This is a genomic window from Aquiflexum lacus, from assembly GCF_015476655.1.
Classification (GTDB): Bacteria; Bacteroidota; Bacteroidia; order Cytophagales; family Cyclobacteriaceae; genus Aquiflexum; species Aquiflexum lacus.
Genome location: NZ_JABFHF010000016.1, coordinates 1 through 26,816 on the forward strand (window position 1 = coordinate 1; position 26,816 = coordinate 26,816).

Consider the following 26,816-nt stretch of genomic DNA (forward strand, 5'->3'; position numbering starts at 1 on the left):
CTGGGGTTACACCCGGGAGAGTAGGCCGCCGCCACATTATCATAAAAGCCTTTGGGGAAACCCAGAGGCTTTTGGCATTTAGGGGAGTTTTGTTTTTCCCTGCTGTAATGAACTCAGCCACCTCCTCCCATCCCGATCCGCCCAGGCGGGCAGGCGCGGGGCACGGGTGAGTAGGCCTGTCAGCCGCGGATGACCACCGCCACATTATCAAAAAGCCAGCAAATATTGCTGGCTTTCTTTTTAGCTTACTTCGACTATCGATTCCAAACTTAAAATTTAAAAAACTCTAATCCCATTAGTCAAGAAATCTAAGCTATTTGCTGGTTTCCAAAGATTTATGATCGAGATTCTTGTTGCATGTCGGGGATTGCTGATTTTTTTATTTCTCTCCGCCTTAATCTAGCTGTCCTTTTCTATCGCTTGAACAAGTGCATCAAGCAATTCTTTCCTTAGCCTCAATTTGGTTTCATGGTGGGCCTTCATATTGAATTTGGCCATCATTCGCGCCATTTTTATGGCTGTAGGGAGCAACATATTCGGTGGTGTTGTTTCGTCAAGAAAACCAGCTTCAACAGCACTGTCCGGTGTGTAAAGTTCCGCGTTGTTCATGCTTCGGTCTAAATATCTTGGTGTTAATTTAAACCTTCCAAGGGCAATGCCCCCATAGTGCATTGTGAGGCCAATCAGCACTTCATTGAGCCCAATCCTAAAATGACCTTTTGCACCTATGCGGTAATCCGCAGACAAAAGCATGAATGCTCCCTGAGCGATGGCATGACCACTACAAGCCATGATGACAGGGTAGGGGAATGACAATAGCCGGTAGCATAATTCAGTTCCTTTTTTTACCAAAGCCCTAGCGTCTTTTTCACTTTTCATCATGACGGACAAATCAAAGCCGCCTGAGAACATACCATCGTGGCCTGTAAAAATTACCGTTTTTTTCTCCTTTTCAACCATATCCAGCGCTTCATTGATGTCTGAAATCAGCTCATGCGAAAACACATTGGCTTTTCCATTTTGTAATGTAATCAGCGCATACTGCTCTGCTAATTCATAAGTTAATAATTTGAGTTTGGTGGTGGTTTTTACCATATGCTCTAAATGGCTGCCAATCAAACTAGGAATCATTAACATAGGATTGCTGTCAAGGTTATAATTGACCGAATCAAATCCGAATCCAAACATCTTCATAAAGTCGGATTGGAAGCCATCCATATCTGCAAGATTCTTTAAATTGTGTGTGTTAATTGCTTCCCACCTTTTTGTTACCTCTGTCTGAATGTCCTCTTCAAGTTCCCAATCATCAATCCTGATTCGTCCTTCGGTGTCAACAGGGATTTCTTTTCCTGCGAAAAGGCGCTGAGCATATAACCTTTGGACTTGCTCTATACATCCCTCATGGGTGCCCTTTTCCTTCATAATCTTATATAAAATGGATACATAAAGAGAAAATACAGGAATAGCTGCACCGGACTGGGTTACTAAGGCTTTATTTACAGAAACATATGCTTTGCCATTTAAATCTTCCAACGCCTTGGTGAGCTCTTTAGCAGTAGCTTCCAGATGGTCTTTGGCTTTTCCAATAGTACCATCCCTATACAATGGAAAAGTAAGTTCAGAGCCGATGTAGCTGTATGCCATCGTGATACAATTCGGCGAAAGCGCACCAGCTTCTTTCAATGCATTTACCCAAAACTTCCAATCCTCTCCACCCATTACCGTGACTGTATTATCAATATCTCCTTCTATTGCCGGAGGAATCGTGATGTCCACTATTTCGTTGCTTCGGGGATCAAAGGTCTTGTTGGTATAGGGTTCGCCGATAGGTTTAAGCACCGATCTGAATAATTGACCTGAATAGGGATGCAACCTTCGGGGCGCCGCTACACTATAAATTACCAAATCTACCTGACCCAAATCCGCTTTGATCAAAGCAATAGTATCTTTCTTGGTCCTAATTTGAAAAGCATCATCATTAATGGTTTTGGCATAAAGACCAGCTTTATGGGCTGCCTCTTCAAATGCTGCAGTATTGTACCAACCCGGCCATGCTGTTTGATTAGGGGAAGGTGGCCTGTCGTATATGACCCCAATGGTAGCTGCCCCACATCCAAATGCACTTGTGATTCTTGAGGATAGCCCAAATCCTGTTGATGCACCTATCACAAGTACGCGTTTGCTTCCTTCTATTTTTCCTTTAGATTTCACATATTCGATCTGTGTCATTACGCTTGCAGCGCAGCCAAGGGGATGGGCTTCGGAAAGCACAAAACCTTTTATTTTCGGTTGAATGATCATAAATAGATAATTTTTAGATAGATGTTCTACTGTATCTTACAAAATTTCATAAACGCCAGCGGTTCCTTGTCCTGTTCCAACGCACATGGTTACGACACCGTATTTTAGTTTCCTTTTACTCATTTCGTCGAATAACTGTACACTTAACTTAGCGCCCGTACAACCAAGCGGATGGCCTAAAGCAATGGCTCCGCCATGTGGATTGATGATAGATGGGTCCAGACCCAATTCCTTGATAACAGCCAAACCTTGAGAAGCAAAAGCTTCATTAAGTTCTATGAGATTGATTTCGTTTTGATGTAGCCCGGCTTGTTTGAGAGCCTTTGGAATGGCATAAATTGGACCAACCCCCATAATCCTTGGTGGCAAGCCCGCAGATGCAAGGGATATAAGGCGTGCTACAGGGGAGACACCAAGTTCTTTAACCATTTCTTCGGACATGACCAACACAAATGCAGCACCATCGCTTGTTTGGGAAGAATTGCCCGCCGTTACGCTTCCTTTTGCTGCAAAAACAGTTCTTAAGCCGGAAAGCCCTTCAAAAGATGTTCCCCTCCGTGGACCTTCATCTACAGAAAATTCATAGTTTCTTGTAGCGCGTTGGTTATTTTCATCTACAAAAACTTGTTCTATGTTCAGGGGTACAATTTGATCTTTAAACAATTGGTTGTCTATGGCATTGAGCGCTTTATTGTGAGATTCAAAAGCAAATTGATCCTGATCCTCACGTGAAATGTTATACTCCGCAGCAACTGCTTCAGCCGTCAATCCCATGTTCCAGTAATAATCTTCAAGCCCTTTACTTGTTACTGAATAGGCAGGGGCAAATCTTGCACCTCCCATTGGAATCTGACTCATGTTCTCCACGCCTCCGGCAATGATACAGTCAGCCATGCCGTTTTGGATTTTTGCAACCGCAATGCCTATTGCCTCTAAACCCGAAGCACAAAAACGGTTAATGGTAAGCCCGGGGACTTTGTCGGTGGACAATCCCATTAGGCTGATGAGACGCGCAAGGTTTAATCCCTGTTCGCCTTCGGGCATAGCATTGCCTACAATCAAGTCGTCTATCCTTGAGTGGTCAAATTCCGGCACTTGAGAAAGTAGGTAGGAGATTGTTTGTGCGGCCATATCATCTGACCGCATGAAACGCAAACTGCCCTTGGGGGCCTTGCCCACGGCTGTTCTGTATCCTTTGACTATATATGCTGTTTTCATTTCAATTCATTTTAAACTTGTTTTGATGGTTTTATTTTGGGCAGGCTTTAGTTTCTTAGCGGTTTCCCTGTTGTAAGCATTGACTGAATCCTTTCTTGGGTTTTGGGTTCACTTAGAAGTTCCAAAAATGCCTTTCTTTCCAAATTCAGGAGATACTCTTCGGATACATCCATAGGTTCGGTAAGGTCCCCGCCAGACATTACAAATGCAAGTTTATTTCCAATCAATTTATCATGATCGGAAGCATAGAAGCCTGCTTTCATTTGGTCTGTTCCCACATGGAACATGGATAAAACTTGCCTTCCCAAAACTTTTACATCCTTGCGGATTGGAGGCTGCGAATATCCCTGTTCTGCCATAAGAACAGCATGATGCTTGGCAACAGAAATCAACCTGTCCTTGTTGACCACCACGATATCCCTATATGGAATCATCAATCCAAAATCAAAGGCTTCGTAAGCCGAAGAAGAGACCTTAGCCGTGGCAATTGTCAGGAAAAATTGTTGGAGAACATTGACCCTATTGTCGCCCGTGCGCCAGATGTCCGATGCCCTGAGTGAGAGTTCTTTGGAACCACCTCCGCCCGGGATTAGCCCCACACCAAATTCAATCAATCCCATGTAGGTTTCGGCAGCGGCTACCACCTTATCTGCATGAAGGGTTATTTCACATCCTCCGCCCAAGGTAAGCCCATGAGGAGCAGCTACAACCGGGATGGAAGAATATCTGATTCTTTGGGTGGTTTGCTGGAATTGAGCGATGGCATTGTTAATGGCAGGAATATCTCTCTTTTGAAGCAAAGTGGCTATTTCCATTAGGTTGGCACCGGCAGAGAAATTGGGGGCTTGATTACTGATTATCATTCCCCTGTAATTGGCCTCTGCCAACTCAATTCCTTTGTTGATACCTTCGAGTACATTGGAACCAATTGCATTCATCTTTGAATGAAACTCAACATTGAGTATGCCGTCACCTAGATCAATAACACTCGATTCGGAATTGCTCCATATGGTATTGTTTTTCCTCAGGTAATTAAGAACTATCAATTGGTCTTTGCCCGGGATATTTTTGTAGGATTGCACTGTGAGGCAGAAATATTGTCTGGCACCTTCCTCGATGCGGTAAAAAGAACTCATTCCATTTTCCCCGGCTTTTTCAATCCAATCAGGAATTTTCAGGTTTTCTTCCATAATCAAATTCAACCCTTTTTCAAATCCAATGGCATCCCATATTTCAAAAGGCCCATGCTCCCACCCGAAACCTGCTTTCATGGCATCATCAATCTGATATACCTCATCTGCTATTTCCAGGATTCGGTTGGCCGAATAGGCAAGTAGATGGGCAAAGCTTTTCCTGAAAAAAACTGATGCTTTGTCTGAACCTCCAACCAATACTGGAAATCTTGCACCAAGGTCATCTAACTTGAGGGCAGCGCCTATTGATTCAAATCTGGTCTTTTCTTGGGGTTGGTAACTGTGGTCATCAATTCTAAATGCAAGGATGTCTTTTCCTTCTTTTTTATAAAATCCCTGACCAGACTTGGAACCCAACCATTTTTGGTCAAGAAGGAATTGAAGAAAATCCGGGGTTTTAAACAATTCATGAGCTTCATCTTCGGGGCAATTGTCCAAAATACCTTTGGCCACATGGACCACGGTATCAAGCCCCACAACATCTGCTGTACGAAATGTGGCACTTTTCGGCCTGCCAATGAGAGGTCCTGTCAGTGCATCGATCTCCTCCACTTTCAAATCAAGATCTTTCGCTAAATGGAATACTAGTTGAATACCAAAAATCCCGATCCTGTTGCCTATAAATGCAGGGGTGTCTTTGGCCTTTACCACAGTTTTTCCGAGGAATCTGTCGCCGTAGTCAGTAAGAAATTCAATGACCTCCGGTTTGGTTTTTGGTCCGGGAATCAATTCAAACAAATTGAGGTATCTGACAGGATTGAAGAAATGGGTTCCACAAAAATGTGCCTGAAAATCTTCGCTTCTCCCTTTGCTCATCATCCCGATAGGTATACCCGAAGTATTGGAGGTAATTAATGTTCCGGGTTTCCTGTATTTTTCTACCTTTTCAAAAATCTGTTGCTTGATATCAAGTCTTTCTACCACCACTTCAATAATCCAATCCACATCACCTATTTTAGGCAAGTCGTCATCAAGGTTTCCCGTGCTGATGCGGTTTGCAAATCCATTTTTATATAAAGGCGCTGGTTTGCTTTTGATAGCAGCCTGGAGTTGGGTATTCACAATTCTGTTACGCACAAATTTGTGCTCAAGGGTCAATCCTTTTTTTGTTTCTTCGTCGGTAGGTTCTTTTGGCATAATGTCTAATAAAAGCACCTCAACGCCTATATTAGCAAAATGGCAGGCTATGCCTGAACCCATTATGCCCGAGCCTATTACAGCTATTTTTTTTATGGGTCGTTTCATATTTAGTTCATTGAATTGGCTATATTAATTTTGTTCAGAAACCCTTTGGTTCCTGAGAAAAATGCTTCATGAAAAGTTTTGTTATATTAATCCGTTTGTCTTGGCATCAAACCTTAATTGGTCCCTAAAGTTGGGATGCGCTACACTGATGATTGCTTCCACTCTTTCATGAATGGGTTTGTTATAAACATTGGCCACTCCATACTCGGTTACAATGTACATTACGTCAGTTCTTGGAGTGGTTACTACCTGTCCCGGAGGAAATTGGATGACAATGGAACTTCTAAGATTGCCCCTTTTGTCCAAAGAAGCAGATGCCAAACACAAGAAACTTTTTCCGCCTTTGGACATGCCGGCTCCTCTTACATAGTCAACCTGCCCCCCTACTGAACTGTATCTTCCATGGCCTACACCTTCTGAGCATACTTGACCTGTCAAATCCACCATAAGACAGGCATTGATAGACATGAAATTGTCGTTTTTGGCAACTTCATAAGGGTTGTTTACTTCCCAAATCGGTGCTAATTCAGCTTTTCCCTGACCAACAAAATCATAAACTTCCTTGCTTCCAAGTCCAAATCCTGCCACGATTTTTCCAGTGATACAACCCTTTTTATACAAATGCAACATAGACTCGGTGAACATTTCAGTATGTACAGAGAGGTTTTTCTTGTTTTCCAAACCATAGCCCACCGCATTGCTGAGTCCTCCGAATCCAATTTGGATGCAAGAACCATCAGGGATTAAAGGAAGGATATGTTCTGCGATTTTTTTCTCAACATCACTTATAGGAGCTTCTGGTAATTCAGGTAAAGGATGGTCGAATTCTGTGATTGCCGTAACATCGTTGACATGTATCTTATTAAAGTGACCAAATGCCCTCGGCTGGAATTTATTGACTTGCACGATAACTTTTTCTGCCTGTGCTGCTAAGGGGCCGGTACCAGAAACCCCCATGGGTCCCCAATACATGTATCCATCCTCGTCGGGCATTGACACATCTGCAAGAACTACATTAATCCTTGCCCCTTCAGGTGACTTGTCCAAAAGATATCTACCCAAATTGGCAAATTGGATAGAATTCAGCCTGACATTACCAACCCCTTGTAGTTTTCTGTCAACAGGTCCATAAAAAAAGGATTCATAGTTTATTTTTCCTATAAAATCAGGGGAAGTCATAAACTTGAACGGATACAAAGTAAGACCGGAATAAACGTACACATTTTTTAGTTCCTGATACCTGTCGCAGATGGCATCCACCAATTGGGGAGGTGCGGAGGAAACAGGTGAAATGAAACATCTGTCCCCGGATTCAATCAATGCTGCGGCTTCTTGCATTGATTTCAGTTTTTGTTGATAGGATTCTTTCCAGCTCATTTTTTATTAAGTTATGGGTTTGTAATTGAAAATGTGATTTCGGATTATTTAAAGAAATTTCTGCAAAAAGTCGTTCTAACTCTATGATTAAGGTAACTTTCAGTGTTTAAAAATTGTTTTACTAGCTTGAGTTAAATTTAAACTTTTAATAAATAATTAGTTAGTTATCTCCAAAACTGAGAAGGTCCTTTTCTAAAAACAAAAACATTCTAGTATTTAATTGAATTTAAAGATCAGAAATAAATAAAAATTATACAATAGTCTACAAATTAAAAATTCATTTATAAGTCAGATATATAAGTGTATCAAAACAGATAATTAACTGGATTATGGCTAGGGTATTTGTATCTACTTCTGGGGCTGATGGCAAAAGGAATAAAAAATCTGAAAATTTACCTCCACCAGTCTTTTCACCAACTCACTTCCACCATCACCGGAAAATGGTCAGAAGGGTATTTCATGCCATAATTATCTGTTAGAATTCCATGTCTCAAAACTTTTACTTTAGGGCTTACGAAAATGTGATCAATAATCCCATCAGGAAGCCGACCCCAGTTGAAAGCATTGAATGTGCCCTGATTACCTATGGGCGGGGTCTGTGAAATCTTCCGGCTATCTTTTAAATTGGAATTTTCCAATACTGTAGCATAGGCAGGATTGTCAGGAGTCACATTGAAATCTCCCATAAATATGACAGGATGATTCTCTTTGTTGATTTCCTTTATTTTTTTGATGACCAATTTACTGCTTTCTTCTCTTGCTTTTTGGCCGACATGGTCGTAGTGGATATTGAAAACATAAAAAGTATTATCATGCTTGTCCTGAAATTTGCCCCAAGTACATACCCTGTTCAGTGCAGCATCCCAACCTTTTGATGGTTTGTGAGGAGACTCCGAAAGCCAAAAAGTCTCTTGTTTCAATACCGTGAATTTTTCAGGATTATAGAAAATGGCACTGAATTCTCCTGCTGTATCGCCCTTATCCCTACCTATACCTATATATGGAAATTCCAGAGCTGATTTCATATCCTCCAGTTGATGATGAAGTCCTTCTTGGGTACCAATGATATCCATTTTATGGAACTTGATTTGGTTTATAAGATGGGGTGATCTGTCTTTCCATAAATTACCAAGATCATTTGCATTATCAAACCGGATATTATACGTTGCTATTTGGTAAGTTTGAGCAAAAGAATTTTGATGAGGCATGGTGATTCCTAAAACTATAATAAAGGCTACCATTAAGACCATAAAACAATTGTGCTTCATATCTATTTTATTTATAAATCTTTGATTCAAGTCAAATTTCTTAAGGACGTTGATAAGTCCCTCAAAATCCTAATATCTCCTAAATCCATGACAAAATGAAAATAATTGATCCAAAACAACTTTCTACATCTCAATTCCATAGTTATTTGTTGGGTGCAGTGGCACCTAGACCTATAGCGTTTGCCAGTACGGTTGACTCGGATGGTAAAGTCAATCTAAGTCCATTTAGTTTTTTTAATGTTTTTGGTTCAAATCCACCCGTATTAATATTTTCCCCTTCAAGAAGAGTCAGAGACAATACGACCAAGCATAGCTTGGACAATGTAAAAGATGTCCCTGAAGTAGTCATTAATATTGTGAATTTTGGAATGGTGGAACAGATGTCATTGGCAAGCACTGAATATGAAAAAGGTGTCAATGAATTTTCCAAATCAGGATTGACTGAGGAACCTTCCATTTTGGTAAAACCACCCAGGGTAAAAGAAGCCCCTGCAGCTTTTGAATGTAAGGTTATTGATGTTATTCCAATTGGGGAAGGTGGTGGAGCGGCGAATCTGGTAATTTGTGAAGTATTACTGATGCATCTTAAAGAAGAGCTTTTGGATGAGAATGATCAAATTGACCCGGATAAACTAGATGCGGTGGCCCGAATGGGGGGTAATTGGTATTGTCGGGCAAGTGGTCAATCTTTATTTGAGATTCCAAAACCTTTAAGAAATAGAGGTATTGGAGTAGATAGTATTCCCGAGTCCATCAAAAATAGCTTGGTATTGTCTGGTAATAATTTGGGAAGACTTGGGAATATTGAAGCTTTGCCAAATCAAGAAGAATTAGAAAATTTCTCGATGAAGCCTGAGATTCAGGAAATGAAGCTTCGGTTTAAAAATGATCAGGAGGGTTTCATTTTTCACCTTCATGAATATGCGAAAGACATTTTGGAGGCAGGTGATATTGAAACAGCATGGAAGATTTTACTTCAGAAATGAAAAAAGGGAGCGGCTGCTCCCTTTTTCTTTATTGAATGTTCAAGTCATAAGGCATTCGGACCATAAGACCTTCATATTTTTTGATATTTTCAAATTGCTGAAATATGGGGTATAGAGATCCTAATTTTTGTTTTTGATAAAATACTTGAACATCATTGGAGAATTGTCCAAGAAATCTTTCAAACCATGGTTTTTCCTGCGGATAATAAACGATTCGGAAATCATCTGAAACTTGTGCTTTGTTAGCAGCTATTTGTATAGCATCTTCCAAGCTTCCTAAAACATCAACAAGTCCATTCTGCCTTGCCTGATTTCCGGTCCAAACTCTTCCTGATGCTACTTTCATAATATCTTCTTTGCTTTTGTTTCTGCCCTCTGCTACCCTGGATAGGAATATATCGTAACCTTCCTCTACTTGACCTTGGAATATAGCTTTTTCCATTTCAGATACTTTTCTGGTAGGGCTAAGGAAATCAGAAAATTCTCCAGTTTTGACTACATCTGTGGTGATTCCTAATTTATTGTTTAACAAGCCTTGTGCATTGAACCATAGTGCAAAGATACCGATGGAACCTGTAATAGTATTGGGTTGTGCCACTATGGTATCAGCCCCGGCTGCAATGTAATATCCTCCAGAAGCGGCTACCTCACCCATAGAAGCTATCAAAGGCTTCTCCTTTTTGGCTTCTTCCAATTCCCTCCAGATTACCTCAGAAGCCAAAGCTGAGCCGCCTGGGGAATTTATCCGTAACACTATTGCTTTGATATCTTTGTTTAAACGGGCTTTTTTGATTTCTTCCTTAAATTTATCCGAACCAATAGTACCATCCATTTCCCCGCTCATGATGTCACCCTCTGCTACTATAACAGCTATCCGATTTTTGGAAAGCCTATTTTTCGTTTTTGCAGATTGGTTTATTTTAGTAATATTAATGGTATTTACTTTTTCGTCTTCTTTCAAACCCAACTTTTCCTTTAGTAAGTCCATTACTTGATCTTCATACCATAATCCATCTACAAGTTTATAGTCAACTGCATCTTTGGTCTTCCTAACCAACATCTTGGAACTTATTTCCGAAATCTGTTCCAATGAAATACCCCTAGAATCCCCAACTTCCTGAAGAAGAGTCTGGTTAAGATCATTTAGCAATGATTCAGTCTGCAATCTATTTTCAGGACTCATCTTTTCAAGGATGAAAGGCTCTACAGCACTTTTAAAATCCCCAACTCTGAATATTTGTGGTTCAACCTCCAATTTTTCGAACATGCCTTTAAAGAACATGATTTCTGCGGCAAACCCATTAAACTCCATTAATCCAGAGGGGTTGATATAGATTTCATCAGCAACAGAGCTCATGTAATATCCTCCTTCTGAATAATATTCCCCATAGCTAACTATAAATTTACCAGACTCTTTGAAATCCAGTAAAACATCACGGAATTCCTTCATTCCCGCCTGTCCTGCCACAAAAGTTCCCGCTTTGAGGAATATTCCTTTAACATTCTCATCTTCTTTAGCTGTCTGAACGGCTTTTTTTAAGCTGATCAATCCAATATTCGGAACTCCTCCCAATAGACTGAAGGATGAGAAATCCGGATCATCCTCACTTGTTCTTTCAACCAATATTCTTCCCTCAAGATTAAGGACAAGCACTGTGTTTTCTTTGATTTTCACTTCATCCTCTGATGAAGATACCACAGCAATGATACCTGCGAGGATAAAAAAACTCATCACTGAAAATATTAATAGGCCCACAATAACAGCCAATACGTTTCCTAGAAATCTCATAATCTTTTTTATTATTTGGCAAAAATACCTCTTTTTTATTTATGTTTAACTGATGTTTTTAATAACTGGTAAATGGATAAAGTAGTTTTTATCATTGGAGGAAATCTTGGTGATAGACGGGTCTTGATTGAAGAGGCCAAAAGGTTTTTGGTTTTACAGTTTGGGGAATCTAAATTAACTTCTTCAATTTTTGAAACAGCTGCATGGGGAGGAAAATCATTTGGAAAATACCTCAATCAAGTTTTGATCTTTGAAACCAAGGAAAGTCCTGAAACTATTTTGACCAAAATTCTGGGTATTGAAGAAAAAATGGGTAGGAAAAGAGAGGTAAAATGGGGGGATCGAATTATGGACATTGACATTTTATATTTTGGAAATAAAATTATTCAAAGTCCATCTCTTACTATTCCACATCCCTCTATTCAGGAAAGGAGGTTTGTATTGGAACCGCTGAATGAAATCATTCCTGAATTCCCCCACCCGGTTCTTGCAAAAAAACAGAAAGAATTGCTTGAATTATGTTCTGATACCTCGGAGGTGGTTGTTTTTGAAAAAAGAAACCCGGAATACTTTCCGGGCTTGCTTTAAATACTTGCAACTTCAGCGTCTTTATTTATCTTTTTAACAAGGCCTTGAAGGACTTTTCCTGGACCGCATTCTATAAAAATGTCAGCCCCATCCTCAATCATTTGTTGGACAGATTGGGTCCATTTGACTGGGGCTGTAAGTTGAGCTATTAGATTATATTTAATTTCTTGAACATCAACAACTCCCGTCGTGGATACATTTTGGTAAACAGGACAGCTTGGGGCCTTAAATAGGGTAGCCTCAATGGCTGATTGGAGTTTTTCACGTGCTGGCTCCATCAATGGTGAATGAAATGCACCCCCGACAGGCAATGGTAAGGCTCTTTTAGCACCTGCTGCTTTCATCTTTTCGCATGCTATTTCAATTCCCTTATTACTGCCCGAAATCACAAGCTGTCCAGGACAATTGTAATTGGCGGGCACTACGATCTCGTTTTCTATGGATGCACATATTTCTTCCACCTTTTGGTCTTCTAGACCCAAAATGGCAGCCATTCCGGAAGGGTTGATTTCACAGGCTTCCTGCATGGCCAAAGCCCTTTGGTAAACGAGTTTTAAACCATCTTCAAATGAAAGGGTGCCACTAGCTACCAAAGCAGAAAATTCTCCAAGGGAATGTCCTGCAACCATAGCTGGACTGAAATCTACAGATGTTGTAGCCAAAACAACAGAATGAAGAAAAATAGCCGGCTGGGTCACTTTTGTCTGTTTGAGTTCCTCCTCAGAACCTTCAAACATGATGTCTGAAATCCGAAAGCCTAAAATCTCATTTGCTTTTTCAAATAATGACTTAGCTTCTTGGTTGTTCTCATACAATTCTTTACCCATTCCCGGGAATTGTGCTCCCTGACCGGGAAAAATATACGCTTTTTTCATCTTTTTAAAATTTGTTCTGTGCAAAGATATTAAAAAATAAGAGGTCTTCCCGAAGACCTCTTAATAGCAAATAAATCAATTTTTACATTTTTATTCATCAATAGTTAAAGAATCTATATTCATTCCTCCAAGGTCATAGATTTCTGTAATTTCTTTCAAAGCTGCTTTGAAATCAATTTTGAGGTCAATTAATCTTCCTGTACTAACATCAAATACCCATCCATGGATTTTCATTCCCCTGTTTCTAACTGCTTTTTGAACAACCGCTGTTTTTAATAAATTGACACATTGTTCTTGGACATTCAATTCTACAAGCCTATTATATTTTAATGTTTCATCCTCAATTGCATTGAGTTCATTTTTATGAATTCGGTAAACATCCCGGATATTTCTAAGCCATGGGTTAAGAATTCCAAGATCCGCTGCATCCATAGCAGCTTTTACCCCTCCGCACAAATAATGGCCACAAACTACCACATGGTCTACTTTAAGGTTATCCACAGCATAGGTCAATACGGACATGGCATTCAGATCAATGCTGATGACCATATTGGCAATGTTTCGGTGAACAAAGACCTCACCTGGCTGAACACCCATCAAGTCCTCAGCACTTACGCGGCTATCCGCACATCCAATATAAAGAATATCAGGATTTTGACCTTTTGCTAGATTTTTAAAATAATTGGGATCTTTATCTAGTTTGGCTGCAATCCAATTTTCATTGTTTTCAAATACATTAGCTATTTCCATAGTTGGTTTTTTTGTTTAATAATGATACACTAATTAGCTAAGAAAAACAAGGAAATATTGAATAGGAGGGAATTGGAGAATTAAAAGTCTTCTATGCTGAGAAATCTCTTTTTTTCTTTTTTGGTGGGAAGGCGACAAGTTTCTTTTTTACCAAACCATTTATACCTGTTGCGAGCGATCCATTCATAAATAGGATCCCTGATAAAGCTTGGAATAATAATGAAAATATACATGAGTGGCCATAATCCACTCAGGTTTCTTGCAATTTCCAAAGCAGCCCGGCTTTTGTAGAATACAGATTCCTGATAAATAAAGACAAGAGAATCCAGATAGTCTGAATTAATTTTAAAATCTTCAAGCAATTTTTTGGTTACATCATCCTGTAAAGCTCCAACTTTGAATACCTCTTTGCTGTCCCTATTAATTATAAAATCTACGGCACTGTTACATAAATTGCATACTCCATCGAAAAGCACTATTCTGAACTTTTCTTGTACCCTCATCGGAGTACTTGTATTGTTCCTTTCAAGGACTTGCTTTGTAAAGCAGGATCAAGTGCGTCAAATCGCACTGTTCCTGAATAGAAGTATGTTCCTGCCGGTAACTCATTGCCATTATTGTCTCTTCCGTCCCACCTGATATAAATATCGTTTTCAGTTGACTCAAGGCTATTATAACTGAACACCTCAACTCCCCATCTATTGACTATGAATATTTCAACACCCAAAACGAATCTCGGACACCTTACGAACGGGTTATCGTATGCCATAAAGGTTTCATTCACCCCGTCTCCATTTGGAGTAAATGCGTTTGGTAATTCATAATTGGGGCAATTGTCCACACAAACGATGTTGCTCGCACCACTTTCGTTACCCGAACGATCTACTGCAGTGATGTAATAACAACCTCTGTAAGTAGGTAAATTCGAAAGAATGGCGTCCCTTTCGAAAGTTGAATAAGTACCTACTAAATTGAATTGACCGTCTTCTCCCTCTGGAGAATAGTATAATCTGAAAGCACTTAATTCATCATCGCAGACACTTGTGAAATCCGGTTCCCAGCTAAGTTCATGAACAAAGGAACTGAAATTACATCCTTTATCAGATAGGAACGCACTACATTCAGGTCCCTCAAATGTCAAAACAGGTGGGCATGGAAGCCTGTCATCATCCGGCCTTGCACATATAATCTGAGATTTATTTTCAAGGGGATAAGCTATTAAATCGACATTGTAAGAACCCTTAGTGATGACATAATAACAATACTCTATTTCTTTTTTAAGGGTGACTCCATTATGTCTACCATCATCAAAATAGGTAAAACCTGCTGTGGTCACATCAACTTCCGCAATTAATTCAAAAGTATCCGAATCCTGGGCATCAGGGTCATTTCTGTTTCTATATACCTCATGTGTAAATTCAGAAACAGCATTGTTCCAAGGAACTGTGAATGCCCAATTGAGTTCTATAGCTTCATTGATAATTATTGGCTCAAGTCTCACTGAAGATGCAGAACTTGAACTGTCTATGGTAGTATTGTTTTCTTTGAGGATTACCTTATAATTATAAACAAGGTTTTCTGTATTCAAACCGATATCAGTAAATGTGGTATCTGAAGTTTCAAATACAGAGATCCTATTTTGGTTTCCGGTAAAACCAGTGCTTCTCAAGAGTTCATAGGTAAATGGGCCTGGGAATTGAACCCTGTCAATGTCATAAGGTGGTGTCCATTTTATGAAAATCTCCCCATTTTCGCTATCTGTTTCTTCAATGCTGACGTTGGTGATCAGCGGTACATCGACATCTATTGTGATACATATTTCTTCAGAAACTATACTCTCTCCCAATCTAGGCGGAGGAAAAGCAGATACCAATCTGTAGCAATAGGTATTTCCTGGGGCCAATCCTTCTCCTTGGTTATTGTCCAGAAAATTGAATGTGGACATATTGGTTGTTCCTACCAGTTCATATCCTGCCCGAATACCCGTTTCACAGGAATCCGGTTCATAAGGATCGGAATTCAGCCTTCTCCAGACTTGCATGGTTTCTGCGGAATTCGAACATGAATATGGCTGCCATTGTAGATTGACTGCCCGGCCCTGTTGTTGTTCCACATCTTCTAAAACAGGAGGGGGACCAATCACCTTAATATTCCAGGTTTTGATGTCAACCAAAGCTGGTCCGGATCTGGGCTGATCAGTAATCCTTATTCTGACCTGATATTCTCTTTCTCTTACGTGGCTACAAATGGTTTGCCAATCAAAGTTGATTATTCCAGGACTGGATTGAAACAAAGAAACAGGGTCATAGCTTGCAGGAGAGGCCGAAATTTCTATAGGATCTCCAAAAACCTCAATTTTTATGGGATCACCATCAGGATCAGATCCCTGTATGATCTCTTCTATTTTTGTACCTGCGACTACGCAAAGATCTGGAGGTAATATCAACTCAGGTCGTTGGTTGTTGGAGTTTTCAATGATGATTTGCATGTCTCTGACCACGTATCCTATCTGTCTCCAGCGACCATCGATTTTTCTCCATTCCTCTATTCTGAACGCCACATTATATTGTCCTGCCAATCCTGGGGCATCCCAGATTAAATCCCCTGTCAAAGGATCAAGGGAAAGAAATGGTGGCGTGCCGCCATCCTCCCTATTAAAACTGAATTCGGAAGTGGATGGATCTCTATAATTGTTGACAGGTCTTTGGAAAGCTTGTTTGGGCACATCCATTCGGTAAGAAAGGCTGTCTCCATCAGGATCATAAGCACCAGGGTTATGGATATATCTCTTATTTACAGCTCCATTATCTACAGGCGGTATGGTAAGTACAGGGGAATTATTGACCCCTATAAATGGATCTATGGTAATTTTGGTCTCCACATAAAACGGTGTATCCACTGAATTATCCATATTAAGGGTCAGGTCATTTCTATTGAATTCCCTAAACCTAATGATATAATCTCCAGGTCCTTGATAGGTATGTGTAATTACAAATGTGTTTTTTTCAATCTGATTACCAAGCGCTTCCGAAAGCGTAAAATCAGCTTCAGTATTTAATTTCACTTCCCTTCCGTCTCCAAAATTGATGTCTCCAGGACCAAAAATCACACTTGATCTCGTGTCTGTGTAACCAACCACCGTTATTCTATAGGTCAGAGTCTGCACTGAAACACGTTCGGCAGTGATCTCACCTGCACGAATGTGAGTCGCAAAGGAATTTGACAAAGACAGGAATAAAAAACCGCAGGTGAGTAAAAGTAAAGCGCTGAATTTCATGGAGGATTTAAATTTGCCTTTCAAGATATACGAATTTAACCAAAACAGGATATAATTTTTCATATTAATCAAACAATAAAATTAAACGCTTGGTTAAATGAACGTACAAAATTTATAAATATTGAGTTTCCAAACAATTCTATTTAGAATGGTTTAAAATAAGTTCAATCGATTGTTTTTGGATTGTTTACTAAGCTTTCCACATGTAAATTTGGCGCCATAGTTTTATAACCAAATATCAATCGAACACTTAAGAAAAAATAATATGAGTTGGGTATCAAAAACCTTAAACAGCACGCTGGGCAAAAAATTATTGATGGCTCTAACAGGTTTATTTCTGATATTATTCTTGGTCGTGCATTTGGCTGGGAATTTACAGTTACTTATTTCTGACAATGGTGAGTCGTTCAATATATATGCACACAGCATGGCCAATAACCCTTTAATTAAAGTCGTTTCTTATGGCAACTTTGCATTTATTTTACTTCATGTTATTTATTCAATAATCCTTACCAGACAGAACAAAAAATCAAGACCTGTAGGCTATGCGATAAGCAGACCACAAAATAACAGTTCTTGGTCTTCTAGAAACATGGGGATATTGGGAACAATCCTATTGATATTCATTCTTGTTCATTTAAGGGGATTTTGGTATGAGTTCAAATTTGGGGAATTACCAACGGCAGTTTATGAAGGCATTACTTATAAGAATGTTTTTGTTATTGTTTCCGAAGCATACTCTAATGTATTTTATGTCGCCTTTTACGTGATTTGTATGGGTTTCTTGGGATTTCATCTCTCACATGGTTTTGCAAGTGCATTCCAAACCCTTGGTCTAAATCATACAAAATATTCACCTTTGATTCAAAAAGTCGGTTTTGGCTTTTCAATTATAGTTCCAGCACTATTTGCACTGATTCCTCTGGTCATGTATATCCAAACACTTTGATCCAGCAGATTTAATTGAATGTAGAAATATAAAATCTTATTTAGATGATACTAGATTCTAAAATACCCGAAGGCCCATTGGCAGACAAATGGACCAAACATAAATTCAACGTGAAATTGGTCAACCCGGCCAATAAAAGAAAATATGAAGTAATAGTAGTTGGAACTGGACTAGCAGGAGCTTCAGCAGCTGCGTCTTTGGCAGAACTTGGTTACAATGTCAAGGCATTTTGTTTTCAGGATAGTCCAAGAAGAGCGCATTCCATCGCTGCACAAGGTGGCATCAATGCTGCTAAAAACTATCAAAATGATGGAGATTCTGTATTCCGATTGTTTTATGATACCATCAAAGGTGGGGATTACAGGTCAAGAGAAGCCAATGTTTACAGGCTGGCTCAGGTTTCTGTAAATATCATTGATCAATGTGTGGCCCAAGGGGTGCCTTTTGCAAGAGAATATGGAGGCCTGTTGGCAAACCGGTCTTTTGGTGGCGCGCAGGTTTCAAGAACTTTTTATGCCAAAGGACAAACAGGTCAACAATTACTTTTAGGAGCTTATTCTGCACTCAGCAGACAGGTTGCCAATGGTAAAGTAAAATTATATCCAAGAACAGAAATGATGGATGTGGTAACAATTGATGGGAAAGCCAAAGGAATTGTTACCAGAAACCTTATAACAGGAGCTATTGAATCACATGCTGCACATGCAGTATTACTTTGCACAGGTGGTTATGGGAATGTGTTTTTTCTTTCCACCAATGCAATGGGTTCAAATGTTACCGCAGCTTGGAGGGCCCACAAAAAAGGCGCTTTAATGGCTAATCCCAGTTACACGCAAATCCACCCAACTTGTATTCCCGTTTCAGGTGATCATCAGTCAAAATTGACATTGATGTCTGAATCCCTTAGGAATGACGGTAGGGTATGGGTTCCTGCAACCGTTGAAATGGCCGAAAAACTGAGAAAAAGGCAGATTTCGGCCAATGATATTAAAGAGGAAGAAAGAGATTACTTCTTGGAAAGAAAGTACCCATCTTTTGGTAATTTGGTTCCACGTGATGTAGCATCAAGAAATGCCAAATATATGTGTGATGAGGGTAGAGGAGTCAATGAGACAGGAGAGGCAGTATTTTTGGATTTTAGAGATGCCATCAAGCGCGACGGGAAAAGTACCATAGAAGCCAAATATGGTAACCTCTTTGACATGTACATGCAGATTACAGGGGACAATCCATATGAGGGTCCAATGATGATCTATCCTGCTGTTCATTATACCATGGGAGGTCTTTGGGTAGATTACAATTTAATGACCAATGTACCTGGATTGTATGCATTGGGAGAAGCTAATTTCTCCGATCATGGAGCCAATAGATTGGGTGCCTCCGCATTGATGCAAGGCCTTGCAGATGGGTATTTTGTTATTCCTTACACTGTGGGTGATTACCTTGCCCAATCGGCTGCAGCCAAATTGGATGTAAATGATCAGGCATTTAAAACAGCAGAAAAAGAAGTTAAGGATAGAATTCAAAAATTACTTAGCATCAAGGGTAAAAAGACTGTAGACCATTTTCATAAGAGATTAGGAAAAATCATGTGGGATTACTGTGGAATGGCCAGAAATGCCGAGGGACTTACCAAAGCTAAGGCAATGATCAAAGAATTGAAAGCAGAATTCTGGACCAATGTCAATGTGCTTGGAGATAATGAAGAATTGAATCAGTCCTTAGAAAAAGCCCATAGGGTAGCGGATTTCATTGAGCTAGGAGAGTTGATGGTGGATGATGCGCTCAATAGAGATGAATCCTGTGGTGGACATTTCAGAGAAGAATATCAGACTCCTGAAGGTGAAGCCCTTAGGGATGACGAAAATTTTGCCTATGTCGCTGCATGGGAATATTTGGGAGAAGGAAAAGAAGAAGCGCTTCATAAAGAGCCTCTTGTGTTTGAAAATGTGAAGTTGACCCAAAGAAGTTATAAGTAATTAGAAAATTAAAATCATCAGAGCAATGAATCTTACATTGAAAATCTGGAGACAGAAAAATCACTCCGACAAAGGAGGTTTTAAAGAATATAAAGTTACAGATATTTCTAAAGACATGTCGTTTTTGGAGATGTTGGATGTGTTGAATGAACAATTGACTGAAAAGGGAGAAGATCCAGTTCATTTTGACCATGATTGTAGGGAAGGTATCTGCGGGATGTGTTCTTTGTACATCAATGGAAATCCACATGGTCCATTACAGACCACTACCTGCCAACTCCACATGAGGTCATTCAATGATGGTGAGACCATTACCATAGAGCCTTGGAGGGCAAAATCATTTCCTGTAGTCAAAGATTTGGTAACTGATCGCTCTGCGTTTGATAGAATTATTCAGGCAGGCGGATATGTTTCGGTCAATACAGGTGGAGTTCCTGATGCCAATGAAATTCCTATCACAAAAACCATTGCCGATATGGCGATGGATGCTGCGCAATGTATCGGTTGCGGTGCCTGTGTAGCCGCCTGTAAAAATGCTTCGGCTATGCTGTTCACTTCTGCAAAAGTTTCCCAATTGGCATTGTTGCCACAAGGTCAGGTGGAAAGAAAAACCAGGGCTGAAAAAATGGTTGCCCAAATGGATGCTGAAGGTTTTGGTGCATGTACTAATACAGGTGCATGTGAGGCCGAATGCCCAAAGGGCATCAGTATTTCCAATATTGCCAGGATGAATAGGGAATATTTCTCTGCGGTGGTCAGCAGTCAGAATGTCTGATGTTAAATCAAATATAAATAAGAGCCGGTCAGTCCGGCTTTTTTTGTGACTATATGAATCTCAAATTTCAATATTCATATATTGTCGTATTTAGATGTTTTCTTTCTTTTAGACTAATTCAAATAATGTTAACTTTGAAAATTAATATTATTTAGAGAATTTGTCAGATTTTACAAACAAGGAAATAAATGCATTTTATTGATCTCGGCATATTTGTCGGGTACATGATTTTGATGCTTGGAGTGGGGTACTATTTTATGCGCCAAAACAAGAGTCAGGATGATTATTATGTCGGTGGAAGAAATATAGGCCCATGGCATATTGGTCTTTCGGTAGTGGCCACGGATGTTGGCGGAGGATTCTCTGTTGGACTTGGAGGATTGGGTTTTGTAATGGGGCTTTCAGGCAGTTGGATGCTGTTTACAGGATTGTTGGGGGCGTGGTTGGCTGCCGTATTTTTGATTCCGAGGATAAAGCAGGACAAGGCATTTGCTAATTTTTATACTTTCCCACAGATATTCAAACATCTTTTTGACAGGAAGGTGGGGATTGCAGCTGCTGTGATTTCGCTAATAGGATACCTTGGATTCACTTCGTCACAATTATTGGCAGGTGCAAAACTGGCTTCGGGTACTTTTATTGAACTGGGATTGACCGAGGCCTTGTTGATGATGGGGGTTATCGCGGTGGTTTACACTGTTTTGGGTGGATTGAAAGCGGTTATCTATACAGATACGGTGCAGTGGATTATTCTGATGTTGGGGTTTATATTTATTGGTCTTCCTGTTGCCTATTTTCATGTGGGTGGATGGGAAGTCATTCAGGCTACATTGCCTCAGGAGTTTTTCAGTCTTTCCAATCTCAGATGGCAAGACTTCGCCAATTGGGGCATTACGATCTTACCAATCTGGTTTATCGGGATGACATTGTATCAGAGAATTTATGCCAGCAGAGATACCAAATCCGCGCAAAAAGCTTGGTTTATAGCAGGTTTATTCGAGTGGCCTATAATGGCCTTTATGGGAGTTTCTTTGGGGTTGCTTTCAAGAGTAGCTTTTGAACAAGGATTGTTGCTCATTGATTTGGAAACTTTGGATCCTGAAATGGGATTACCTATACTGTTGAGGACGATTCTTCCTCCGGGTATATTGGGTTTGATGATGGCAGCTTATTTTTCCGCGGTCCTATCTACTGCTGATTCTTGTTTGATGGCGGCATCGGGGAACTTGTCCACAGATATTTTTGGAAAATGGCTGAATAAGAAAAAAGAAAGTCAGCAGATTTTATATGGGCAATTGTTCACACTGATATTGGGAATCATAGCCCTGATTGTAGCTATGCAGATGACCAATGTTTTGGATTTGATGTTGTACAGTTATGCTTTTATGGTTTCAGGTCTTTTGGTACCCATCCTATTCGGATTATTTACAAAGAAAAGGAATCCCGAAGCTGCCATAGCTGCCATGATTACAGGAGGGGCTGTCACAGTGATTCTGGGTTTATTGCCTATAAACTTACCTTTAGGGCTTGATCCGAATTTCTTTGGTGTTTTTGCCTCTTTAGCAGTGTTTTTGCTTGTTAATAAGTATAGAGAATCGAAAATTCAAAATAAAATTAATGAATATGCATAAAATAGAAATTATATCCACCGCAGACCAAGCTACCTTTTTACAGAAAAAAGAGATAGCAGATTTTTTGTTTGTACAATTGGAACAGTATGGTGATCCGATCAATGATATCATGAAATGTCTTGATTATGCCTTGGATCAGGCTGTGGACAAGGGTGGGTTTGCAGTTTTGGCACGAGAAAAAGGAAAAATAGTTGGGGCTGTAGTCATTAATAAAACAGGCATGTCAGGTTATATTCCTGAAAATATACTTGTTTATATTGCCGTGGATGCTTCCCAAAGGGGAAAGGGAGTGGGCAAGCAATTGATGACAACTGCCATCGAAATGGCCAATGGCGATATAGCGCTTCACGTAGAAGCGGATAATCCTGCAAGAAAATTATATGAAAAACTAGGGTTTACGAATAAATACCTGGAAATGAGACTCAAAAAATAATGGCGTACCTAACCTTAAATAGAACCAAACTCAAAGCAAATTTTGAACACCTTAAAGCGATGTTTGAAGACAGTGATATTTCCTGGGGGGTAGTTTCTAAACTTTTATGTGGTAATAGAAAATTCTTAGAGGAACTGATAAATCTCGGAGTAAAGGAAATCCATGACTCTAGGATAAGCAACCTTGAAAAAATCAAGGAAATCAACTCGGAAATTCAAACTGTGTATGTCAAACCTGTATCCAAAAGGAATATTGCCAAAATGGTTAAATATGCCGATGTGAGTCTCAACAGTGAGTTGACCACTATCAAATGGATATCTGAAGAATCGGTCAAGCAAGGAAAGACCCATAAAATCATCATCATGGTTGAGACCGGTGACCTCAGGGAAGGAGTCATGGGTGACCATTTGTTGGAGTTCTATGCGCAAATATTTGAACTACCCAATATTGAAATCATCGGATTGGGCACCAATCTCAATTGCCTCAATGGCGTAATGCCTTCTACGGACAAACTTATTCAGCTTTCTTTATACAAGCAGATCATTGAACTCAAATTCAATAAAAAAATTCCTTGGGTTTCAGCCGGTACTTCTGTAACCATACCATTGATGCTGCACAAGCAATTACCTAAAGGAATCAATCATTTCAGGGTAGGGGAAACACTGTATTTTGGTGTGGATTTGTTTGAAGAAAAGATTATTGATGGCATGCATGGTGATGTATTTGAATTGAATGCAGAAATCATCGAAATGCAAGAAAAACCATTGTTACCGTCGGGAACTTTTGCTGCAAATCCTCAAGGTGAAATCATCGAAATTGATCAACAGCTTTATGGCAAATCTTCTTTTAGGGCGATACTTGATATTGGGCTTTTGGATGTAGATCCAAAATATCTGATTCCCGAGGATGGAGAATTTGAAATTCTTGGAGCAAGTTCTGATATGTTGATACTCAATCTTGGAACCAACCCTAAAGAGTATAAAGTTGGTGATATAATCAAATTCAATTTAAAATATATGGGTGCCTTAGGGATATTGAATTCCAGTTATGTTGACAAGGTTATTTCTGAATAAGTAATTTAGTTATTTTTTAGTTCAAAGTTTTTTCTCTGGCATGGTATTGGACATATTGTATCAAAACCAACTATCATTACCATGAAAAAAATACTATTTATTATCGGTTTATTCAGTTTAGTATCTTTTGGAGCTATAGCCCAAAGTTCCAATGATGGAAGAGGGGGATTTGGTATCCGGGGAGGTGCGAGCCTCTTTAATTTTGGAGGAGAAGATGCTTCCAACAATGATTACGACAATAGAATTGGATACCATTTTGGTTTGTACAATACATTCTTTATAGGAGAGTCATTGGCAATAGAACCGGGTGTTTATTATGCTGTCAAAGGAACCCAAAATGAGGATTTGATCAAATCAAGGGCTGTATTGGGGTACGTCGATGTACCTGTAATTTTCAGAGTTTACTTTTCTGAAGGATTAAACTTCTTTGGTGGTGGTCAAGTTTCTTTTTTGACATCATCAAGGTTTGAAGGAGATTTCTTTGGGTCAACTTATGGATTTGATACGGAGGCTATTAATAAGACTGATTTTGGAGTTTTATTAGGTGCAGGATATACGCTCCCAATAGGATTGAATGTGCAGGCTTCTTATGATTTGGGATTGACCCCTGTGTTCGAAGACAGTAATTCGGAAATCTACAATAGAGGTTTCAAAGTTTCCTTAGGTTATACATTCTAAGATGAATTTTAATCCTTTAAGGATTTAAATAGAAAAGAGGTTCTGACATCGTCAGGACCTCTTTTCTTAGTGTATTATTTTATAAAATCAGGCAAATCAATACTCGTCATTTACCTCCAGCCAATAGCCATCCGGATCCCTTATATAAATCTGTTTGATACCATCAGGTCTAATGTTGATGGTGTTTTTTTTGCCGGGCCAATCTTCATATTCGATCCCTAATTTTTTCAAGTTGGCTATAAAACCATTCATATCAGGAATGCTAATACAAATATGATTGATTTTATTGATGGTGACCGGTTCCCAAGGAGCTTCAATAATATGCATGGACAAATTATTGCCGATATCCAACCATGCATGTAACCCATCTTTAAAAGGTTCATCTAATTCTGTGAAATTGAATACACCGGTATAGAAATCAGTGCTTCTTTTCAAATCTTCTACATAGACTGCGATGTGTGTGATTTTAGCCTGCGCCATGCTTTTATGGTTCATCATTAAAAAACCCGAAATTATAATTAAGGAAGTAAGGATTTTTTTCATTTTAGTTTTGGGTTATTGTAATTGAAATATAACTCTTTTGGTTTTTAAATCCTGCCTTTAACATCTCTTTTTGAGTATAAGAAGGATAAGTGGAAAAAAATAAGCCTTACTAACCGGTAAGGCTTATTTTAATAATAAATATTTTCAACCGATTTCTAACCTTAATTTTTAATCAAGTGATTTCGGAGCCAAGGCAAGATTTTCAGCTTCATCGAATAAGTTGAGTGCTTGCTGATAGGCCTCGTTGACAGCTTCATTGATTACCTTGTAGAATGCATTGTCGTCAAATATGTTTCTGCCCATATGGGCTTTGAGTAGAATCCTAAGATAATCTTTCGACTTCCTAAAATCTTTTTCATCAAATTTGACATTATTTTTCTCACCTACTTTTATCAAGGATTGAAGCATTTCTTCAGTTACCTGATATTTATTGTAGTACTCTTCAAAACTCATTCCTTCAAACTTTTTCTTGTTTTTTTCAAGGTAATCCAAGATGAATTCCCTTGAAGAATCTGAATTAAACAACCTGTTGATATATGCACTTGTCATGGTGGTGTCTAATGGAACAAAGAAATCAGGCATGATTCCTCCACCACCAAAAACAGCTCTTCCACCCTTGGTTTCATACCTTAAACTATCATCGAACTTGATGCTGTCAGCTGTAAAAAACTCACCGTGTTCAAACCTGTTCATCCAGTCGCTACCATAATCATTGTCATCTCCATAAGGTTTTTGAATCGATCGCCCTGAAGGGGTATAATACCTTGCAATGGTTAACCTGAGTTCGGCCCCATCAGATAAATCTATTGGCATCTGTACCAGCCCTTTCCCAAAAGACCTTCTCCCTACAATTAGACCACGGTCATTATCCTGAATGGCACCTGCAACGATCTCGGATGCTGATGCGCTTCCTTCATTGATCAAAACAATGACAGATCCATCTTCAAATAAACCTGGTTTGACGGCATAAGCTTTTTGGTTATATCTGCTAAGTTTGCCTTCTTGAGAAACTATAAGTGCATTTTCGTCTAAGATTTCATCTGCGATATTGATGGCTGCTCCCATGTAACCCCCTGGATTTCCCTGAAGGTCCAAAATCAACTTCTTCATTCCTTGATCTTTCAGTTCTTGGATTGATTTTTTAAACTCTTCATGGGTAGTAGCTGCAAATCTTGTCACTTTAATATAGCCGATTTCATCATTGACCATGTAGGTTGCGTTTATGCTATACTGAGGGATTTTGTCTCTGATAATGTCATAGGAGATCAATTCATTTTGATTCTTTCTTTTAATGTCAACGACAACTTTACTTCCTCGGGGTCCTCGGAGCAAATCAAACACATCTCTATTGGTAATCCCTGTTCCTGCGACTGTTTTACCATCCACTTTTATAATTTGATCACTCGATTGAATGCCGAGCTTTTCCGATGGCCCCCCGGTCAAAGGTGCTACTACATAAATGGTATCCCTTATGATGCCGAATTCAACACCAATTCCATCAAATGCACCATCAAGATCAGATTTCGCCAAGGTAGCATCTCTAGCGGGTATATAACTGGAGTGGGGATCAAGTTTTTCCAACATCCTTTGAATTCCGAACTCTACCAACTCATTTGTATTGACACTGTCAACATAATCACGGTTGATGTAGGTGATTATTTCCTGCAGTTTATAAATAGCAGCTTTCAGGTCATTTCTGTCTGTTTTGGGTTCAGCGAATGTTGCTCCAATCCATATGCCTGCTGAAATTGCAAGTGCTAGGATTATAGGCAATCTGATTTGCTGTTTGGTGTTTTTGATTTCGCTCACAATTTCCTTCAATTAATAAGTGGTAATTTTTTTTGGGTTCTTCAAAATAAACTCAACTTATGTTTAAACAGTATTTTAA

The 26,816-nt window shown here is 39.4% G+C and carries 21 protein-coding genes and 1 pseudogene; 9 read left to right on the forward strand and 13 right to left on the reverse strand.

Features of this window, described 5'->3' with window-relative positions; all coding sequences use genetic code 11:
- Nucleotides 1–399 precede the first annotated feature (399 nt).
- From HMJ38_RS25350 to HMJ38_RS14710, 6 genes and pseudogenes are all read right to left on the reverse strand, one after another.
- Complete coding sequence (locus tag HMJ38_RS25350; protein WP_394355072.1) at nucleotides 400–1,137, reverse strand: crotonase/enoyl-CoA hydratase family protein; 738 nt, start codon at nucleotides 1,135–1,137, stop codon at nucleotides 400–402.
- Nucleotides 1,114–2,301, reverse strand: a pseudogene (gene fabV / locus HMJ38_RS25355) (enoyl-ACP reductase FabV); the annotation flags it as partial. The gene HMJ38_RS25350 and the pseudogene fabV, both read right to left, overlap by 24 nt.
- A gap of 36 nt (nucleotides 2,302–2,337) precedes the next feature.
- Entirely contained in the window at nucleotides 2,338–3,519 is a 1,182-nt protein-coding gene (locus tag HMJ38_RS14695; RefSeq protein WP_194975176.1) for an acetyl-CoA C-acyltransferase, read from the reverse strand.
- Nucleotides 3,520–3,566: 47 nt separating this feature from the next.
- On the reverse strand, nucleotides 3,567–5,957 hold the full coding sequence (locus HMJ38_RS14700; RefSeq protein WP_194975177.1) for a 3-hydroxyacyl-CoA dehydrogenase/enoyl-CoA hydratase family protein: 2,391 nt from the start codon (nucleotides 5,955–5,957) through the stop codon (nucleotides 3,567–3,569).
- Nucleotides 5,958–6,038: 81 nt separating this feature from the next.
- Nucleotides 6,039–7,334 carry an acetyl-CoA hydrolase/transferase family protein gene (locus HMJ38_RS14705; RefSeq protein ID WP_194975178.1) on the reverse strand — a complete coding sequence of 432 codons (1,296 nt, stop codon included), beginning with the start codon at nucleotides 7,332–7,334 and terminating at the stop codon, nucleotides 6,039–6,041.
- A 410-nt stretch (nucleotides 7,335–7,744) separates the two neighbouring features.
- On the reverse strand, nucleotides 7,745–8,602 hold the full coding sequence (locus tag HMJ38_RS14710) for an endonuclease/exonuclease/phosphatase family protein (protein WP_194975179.1): 858 nt from the start codon (nucleotides 8,600–8,602) through the stop codon (nucleotides 7,745–7,747).
- Nucleotides 8,603–8,697: 95 nt separating this feature from the next.
- Here HMJ38_RS14710 and HMJ38_RS14715 point away from each other — a divergent pair, with 95 nt between their 5' ends.
- Nucleotides 8,698–9,588, forward strand: coding sequence for a flavin reductase family protein (locus HMJ38_RS14715; RefSeq protein ID WP_194975180.1), 891 nt, complete (start codon nucleotides 8,698–8,700; stop codon nucleotides 9,586–9,588).
- Nucleotides 9,589–9,616: 28 nt separating this feature from the next.
- On the opposite strand, the gene sppA is transcribed toward HMJ38_RS14715, so the two are convergent.
- Nucleotides 9,617–11,377: a signal peptide peptidase SppA gene (sppA, locus tag HMJ38_RS14720; RefSeq protein WP_194975181.1), complete on the reverse strand. Its 1,761-nt coding sequence runs from the start codon at nucleotides 11,375–11,377 to the stop codon at nucleotides 9,617–9,619.
- Nucleotides 11,378–11,449: 72 nt separating this feature from the next.
- Here sppA and folK point away from each other — a divergent pair, with 72 nt between their 5' ends.
- Nucleotides 11,450–11,965 carry a 2-amino-4-hydroxy-6-hydroxymethyldihydropteridine diphosphokinase gene (gene folK / locus HMJ38_RS14725; protein ID WP_194975182.1) on the forward strand — a complete coding sequence of 172 codons (516 nt, stop codon included), beginning with the start codon at nucleotides 11,450–11,452 and terminating at the stop codon, nucleotides 11,963–11,965.
- On the opposite strand, the gene fabD is transcribed toward folK, so the two are convergent.
- From fabD to HMJ38_RS14745, 4 genes are all read right to left on the reverse strand, one after another.
- A complete protein-coding gene (fabD, locus tag HMJ38_RS14730) occupies nucleotides 11,962–12,840 on the reverse strand; it encodes an ACP S-malonyltransferase (protein WP_194975183.1) in 879 nt (292 codons plus the stop codon). The two genes, folK and fabD, sit on opposite strands and share 4 nt — an antisense overlap.
- Nucleotides 12,841–12,930: 90 nt before the next feature.
- The gene (locus HMJ38_RS14735; protein WP_194975184.1) at nucleotides 12,931–13,590 is read right to left on the reverse strand and encodes a carbonic anhydrase; all 660 of its coding nucleotides are present in this window, start codon (nucleotides 13,588–13,590) and stop codon (nucleotides 12,931–12,933) included.
- A gap of 80 nt (nucleotides 13,591–13,670) precedes the next feature.
- Nucleotides 13,671–14,093 (reverse strand): thiol-disulfide oxidoreductase DCC family protein, encoded by a 423-nt coding sequence (locus HMJ38_RS14740; RefSeq protein WP_194975185.1) that lies wholly within the window; start codon nucleotides 14,091–14,093, stop codon nucleotides 13,671–13,673.
- Complete coding sequence (locus HMJ38_RS14745) at nucleotides 14,090–16,867, reverse strand: T9SS type B sorting domain-containing protein (RefSeq protein ID WP_194975186.1); 2,778 nt, start codon at nucleotides 16,865–16,867, stop codon at nucleotides 14,090–14,092. The genes HMJ38_RS14740 and HMJ38_RS14745 overlap by 4 nt, the downstream gene beginning before the upstream one ends.
- Before the next feature lie 265 nt (nucleotides 16,868–17,132).
- Between HMJ38_RS14745 and HMJ38_RS14750 the strand changes: the two genes are divergently transcribed.
- The 7 genes from HMJ38_RS14750 (at nucleotide 17,133) to HMJ38_RS14780 (ending at nucleotide 24,385) form a co-directional block, all read left to right on the forward strand.
- The gene (locus tag HMJ38_RS14750; RefSeq protein WP_194975187.1) at nucleotides 17,133–17,816 is read left to right on the forward strand and encodes a succinate dehydrogenase cytochrome b subunit; all 684 of its coding nucleotides are present in this window, start codon (nucleotides 17,133–17,135) and stop codon (nucleotides 17,814–17,816) included.
- Nucleotides 17,817–17,860: 44 nt separating this feature from the next.
- Nucleotides 17,861–19,795, forward strand: a complete 1,935-nt coding sequence (locus HMJ38_RS14755) for a fumarate reductase/succinate dehydrogenase flavoprotein subunit (RefSeq protein WP_194975188.1) — start codon at nucleotides 17,861–17,863, stop codon at nucleotides 19,793–19,795.
- 25 nt (nucleotides 19,796–19,820) lie between these two features.
- Nucleotides 19,821–20,570, forward strand: a complete 750-nt coding sequence (locus tag HMJ38_RS14760) for a succinate dehydrogenase/fumarate reductase iron-sulfur subunit (RefSeq protein ID WP_194975189.1) — start codon at nucleotides 19,821–19,823, stop codon at nucleotides 20,568–20,570.
- A 188-nt stretch (nucleotides 20,571–20,758) separates the two neighbouring features.
- Nucleotides 20,759–22,201 (forward strand): sodium:solute symporter family protein, encoded by a 1,443-nt coding sequence (locus tag HMJ38_RS14765; protein WP_194975190.1) that lies wholly within the window; start codon nucleotides 20,759–20,761, stop codon nucleotides 22,199–22,201.
- Complete coding sequence (locus HMJ38_RS14770; RefSeq protein ID WP_194975191.1) at nucleotides 22,194–22,634, forward strand: GNAT family N-acetyltransferase; 441 nt, start codon at nucleotides 22,194–22,196, stop codon at nucleotides 22,632–22,634. Before HMJ38_RS14765 ends, HMJ38_RS14770 begins: the two co-directional genes overlap by 8 nt.
- Nucleotides 22,634–23,707, forward strand: coding sequence for an alanine racemase (locus HMJ38_RS14775; protein WP_194975192.1), 1,074 nt, complete (start codon nucleotides 22,634–22,636; stop codon nucleotides 23,705–23,707). The genes HMJ38_RS14770 and HMJ38_RS14775 overlap by 1 nt, the downstream gene beginning before the upstream one ends.
- 81 nt (nucleotides 23,708–23,788) lie before the next feature.
- Nucleotides 23,789–24,385 carry a porin family protein gene (locus HMJ38_RS14780; protein ID WP_194975193.1) on the forward strand — a complete coding sequence of 199 codons (597 nt, stop codon included), beginning with the start codon at nucleotides 23,789–23,791 and terminating at the stop codon, nucleotides 24,383–24,385.
- A gap of 96 nt (nucleotides 24,386–24,481) precedes the next feature.
- Here HMJ38_RS14780 and HMJ38_RS14785 read toward each other — a convergent pair whose 3' ends face one another.
- Nucleotides 24,482–24,928 carry a VOC family protein gene (locus HMJ38_RS14785; protein WP_194975194.1) on the reverse strand — a complete coding sequence of 149 codons (447 nt, stop codon included), beginning with the start codon at nucleotides 24,926–24,928 and terminating at the stop codon, nucleotides 24,482–24,484.
- Nucleotides 24,929–25,096: 168 nt separating this feature from the next.
- Complete coding sequence (locus tag HMJ38_RS14790; RefSeq protein ID WP_194975195.1) at nucleotides 25,097–26,737, reverse strand: S41 family peptidase; 1,641 nt, start codon at nucleotides 26,735–26,737, stop codon at nucleotides 25,097–25,099.
- Nucleotides 26,738–26,816 lie beyond the last annotated feature (79 nt).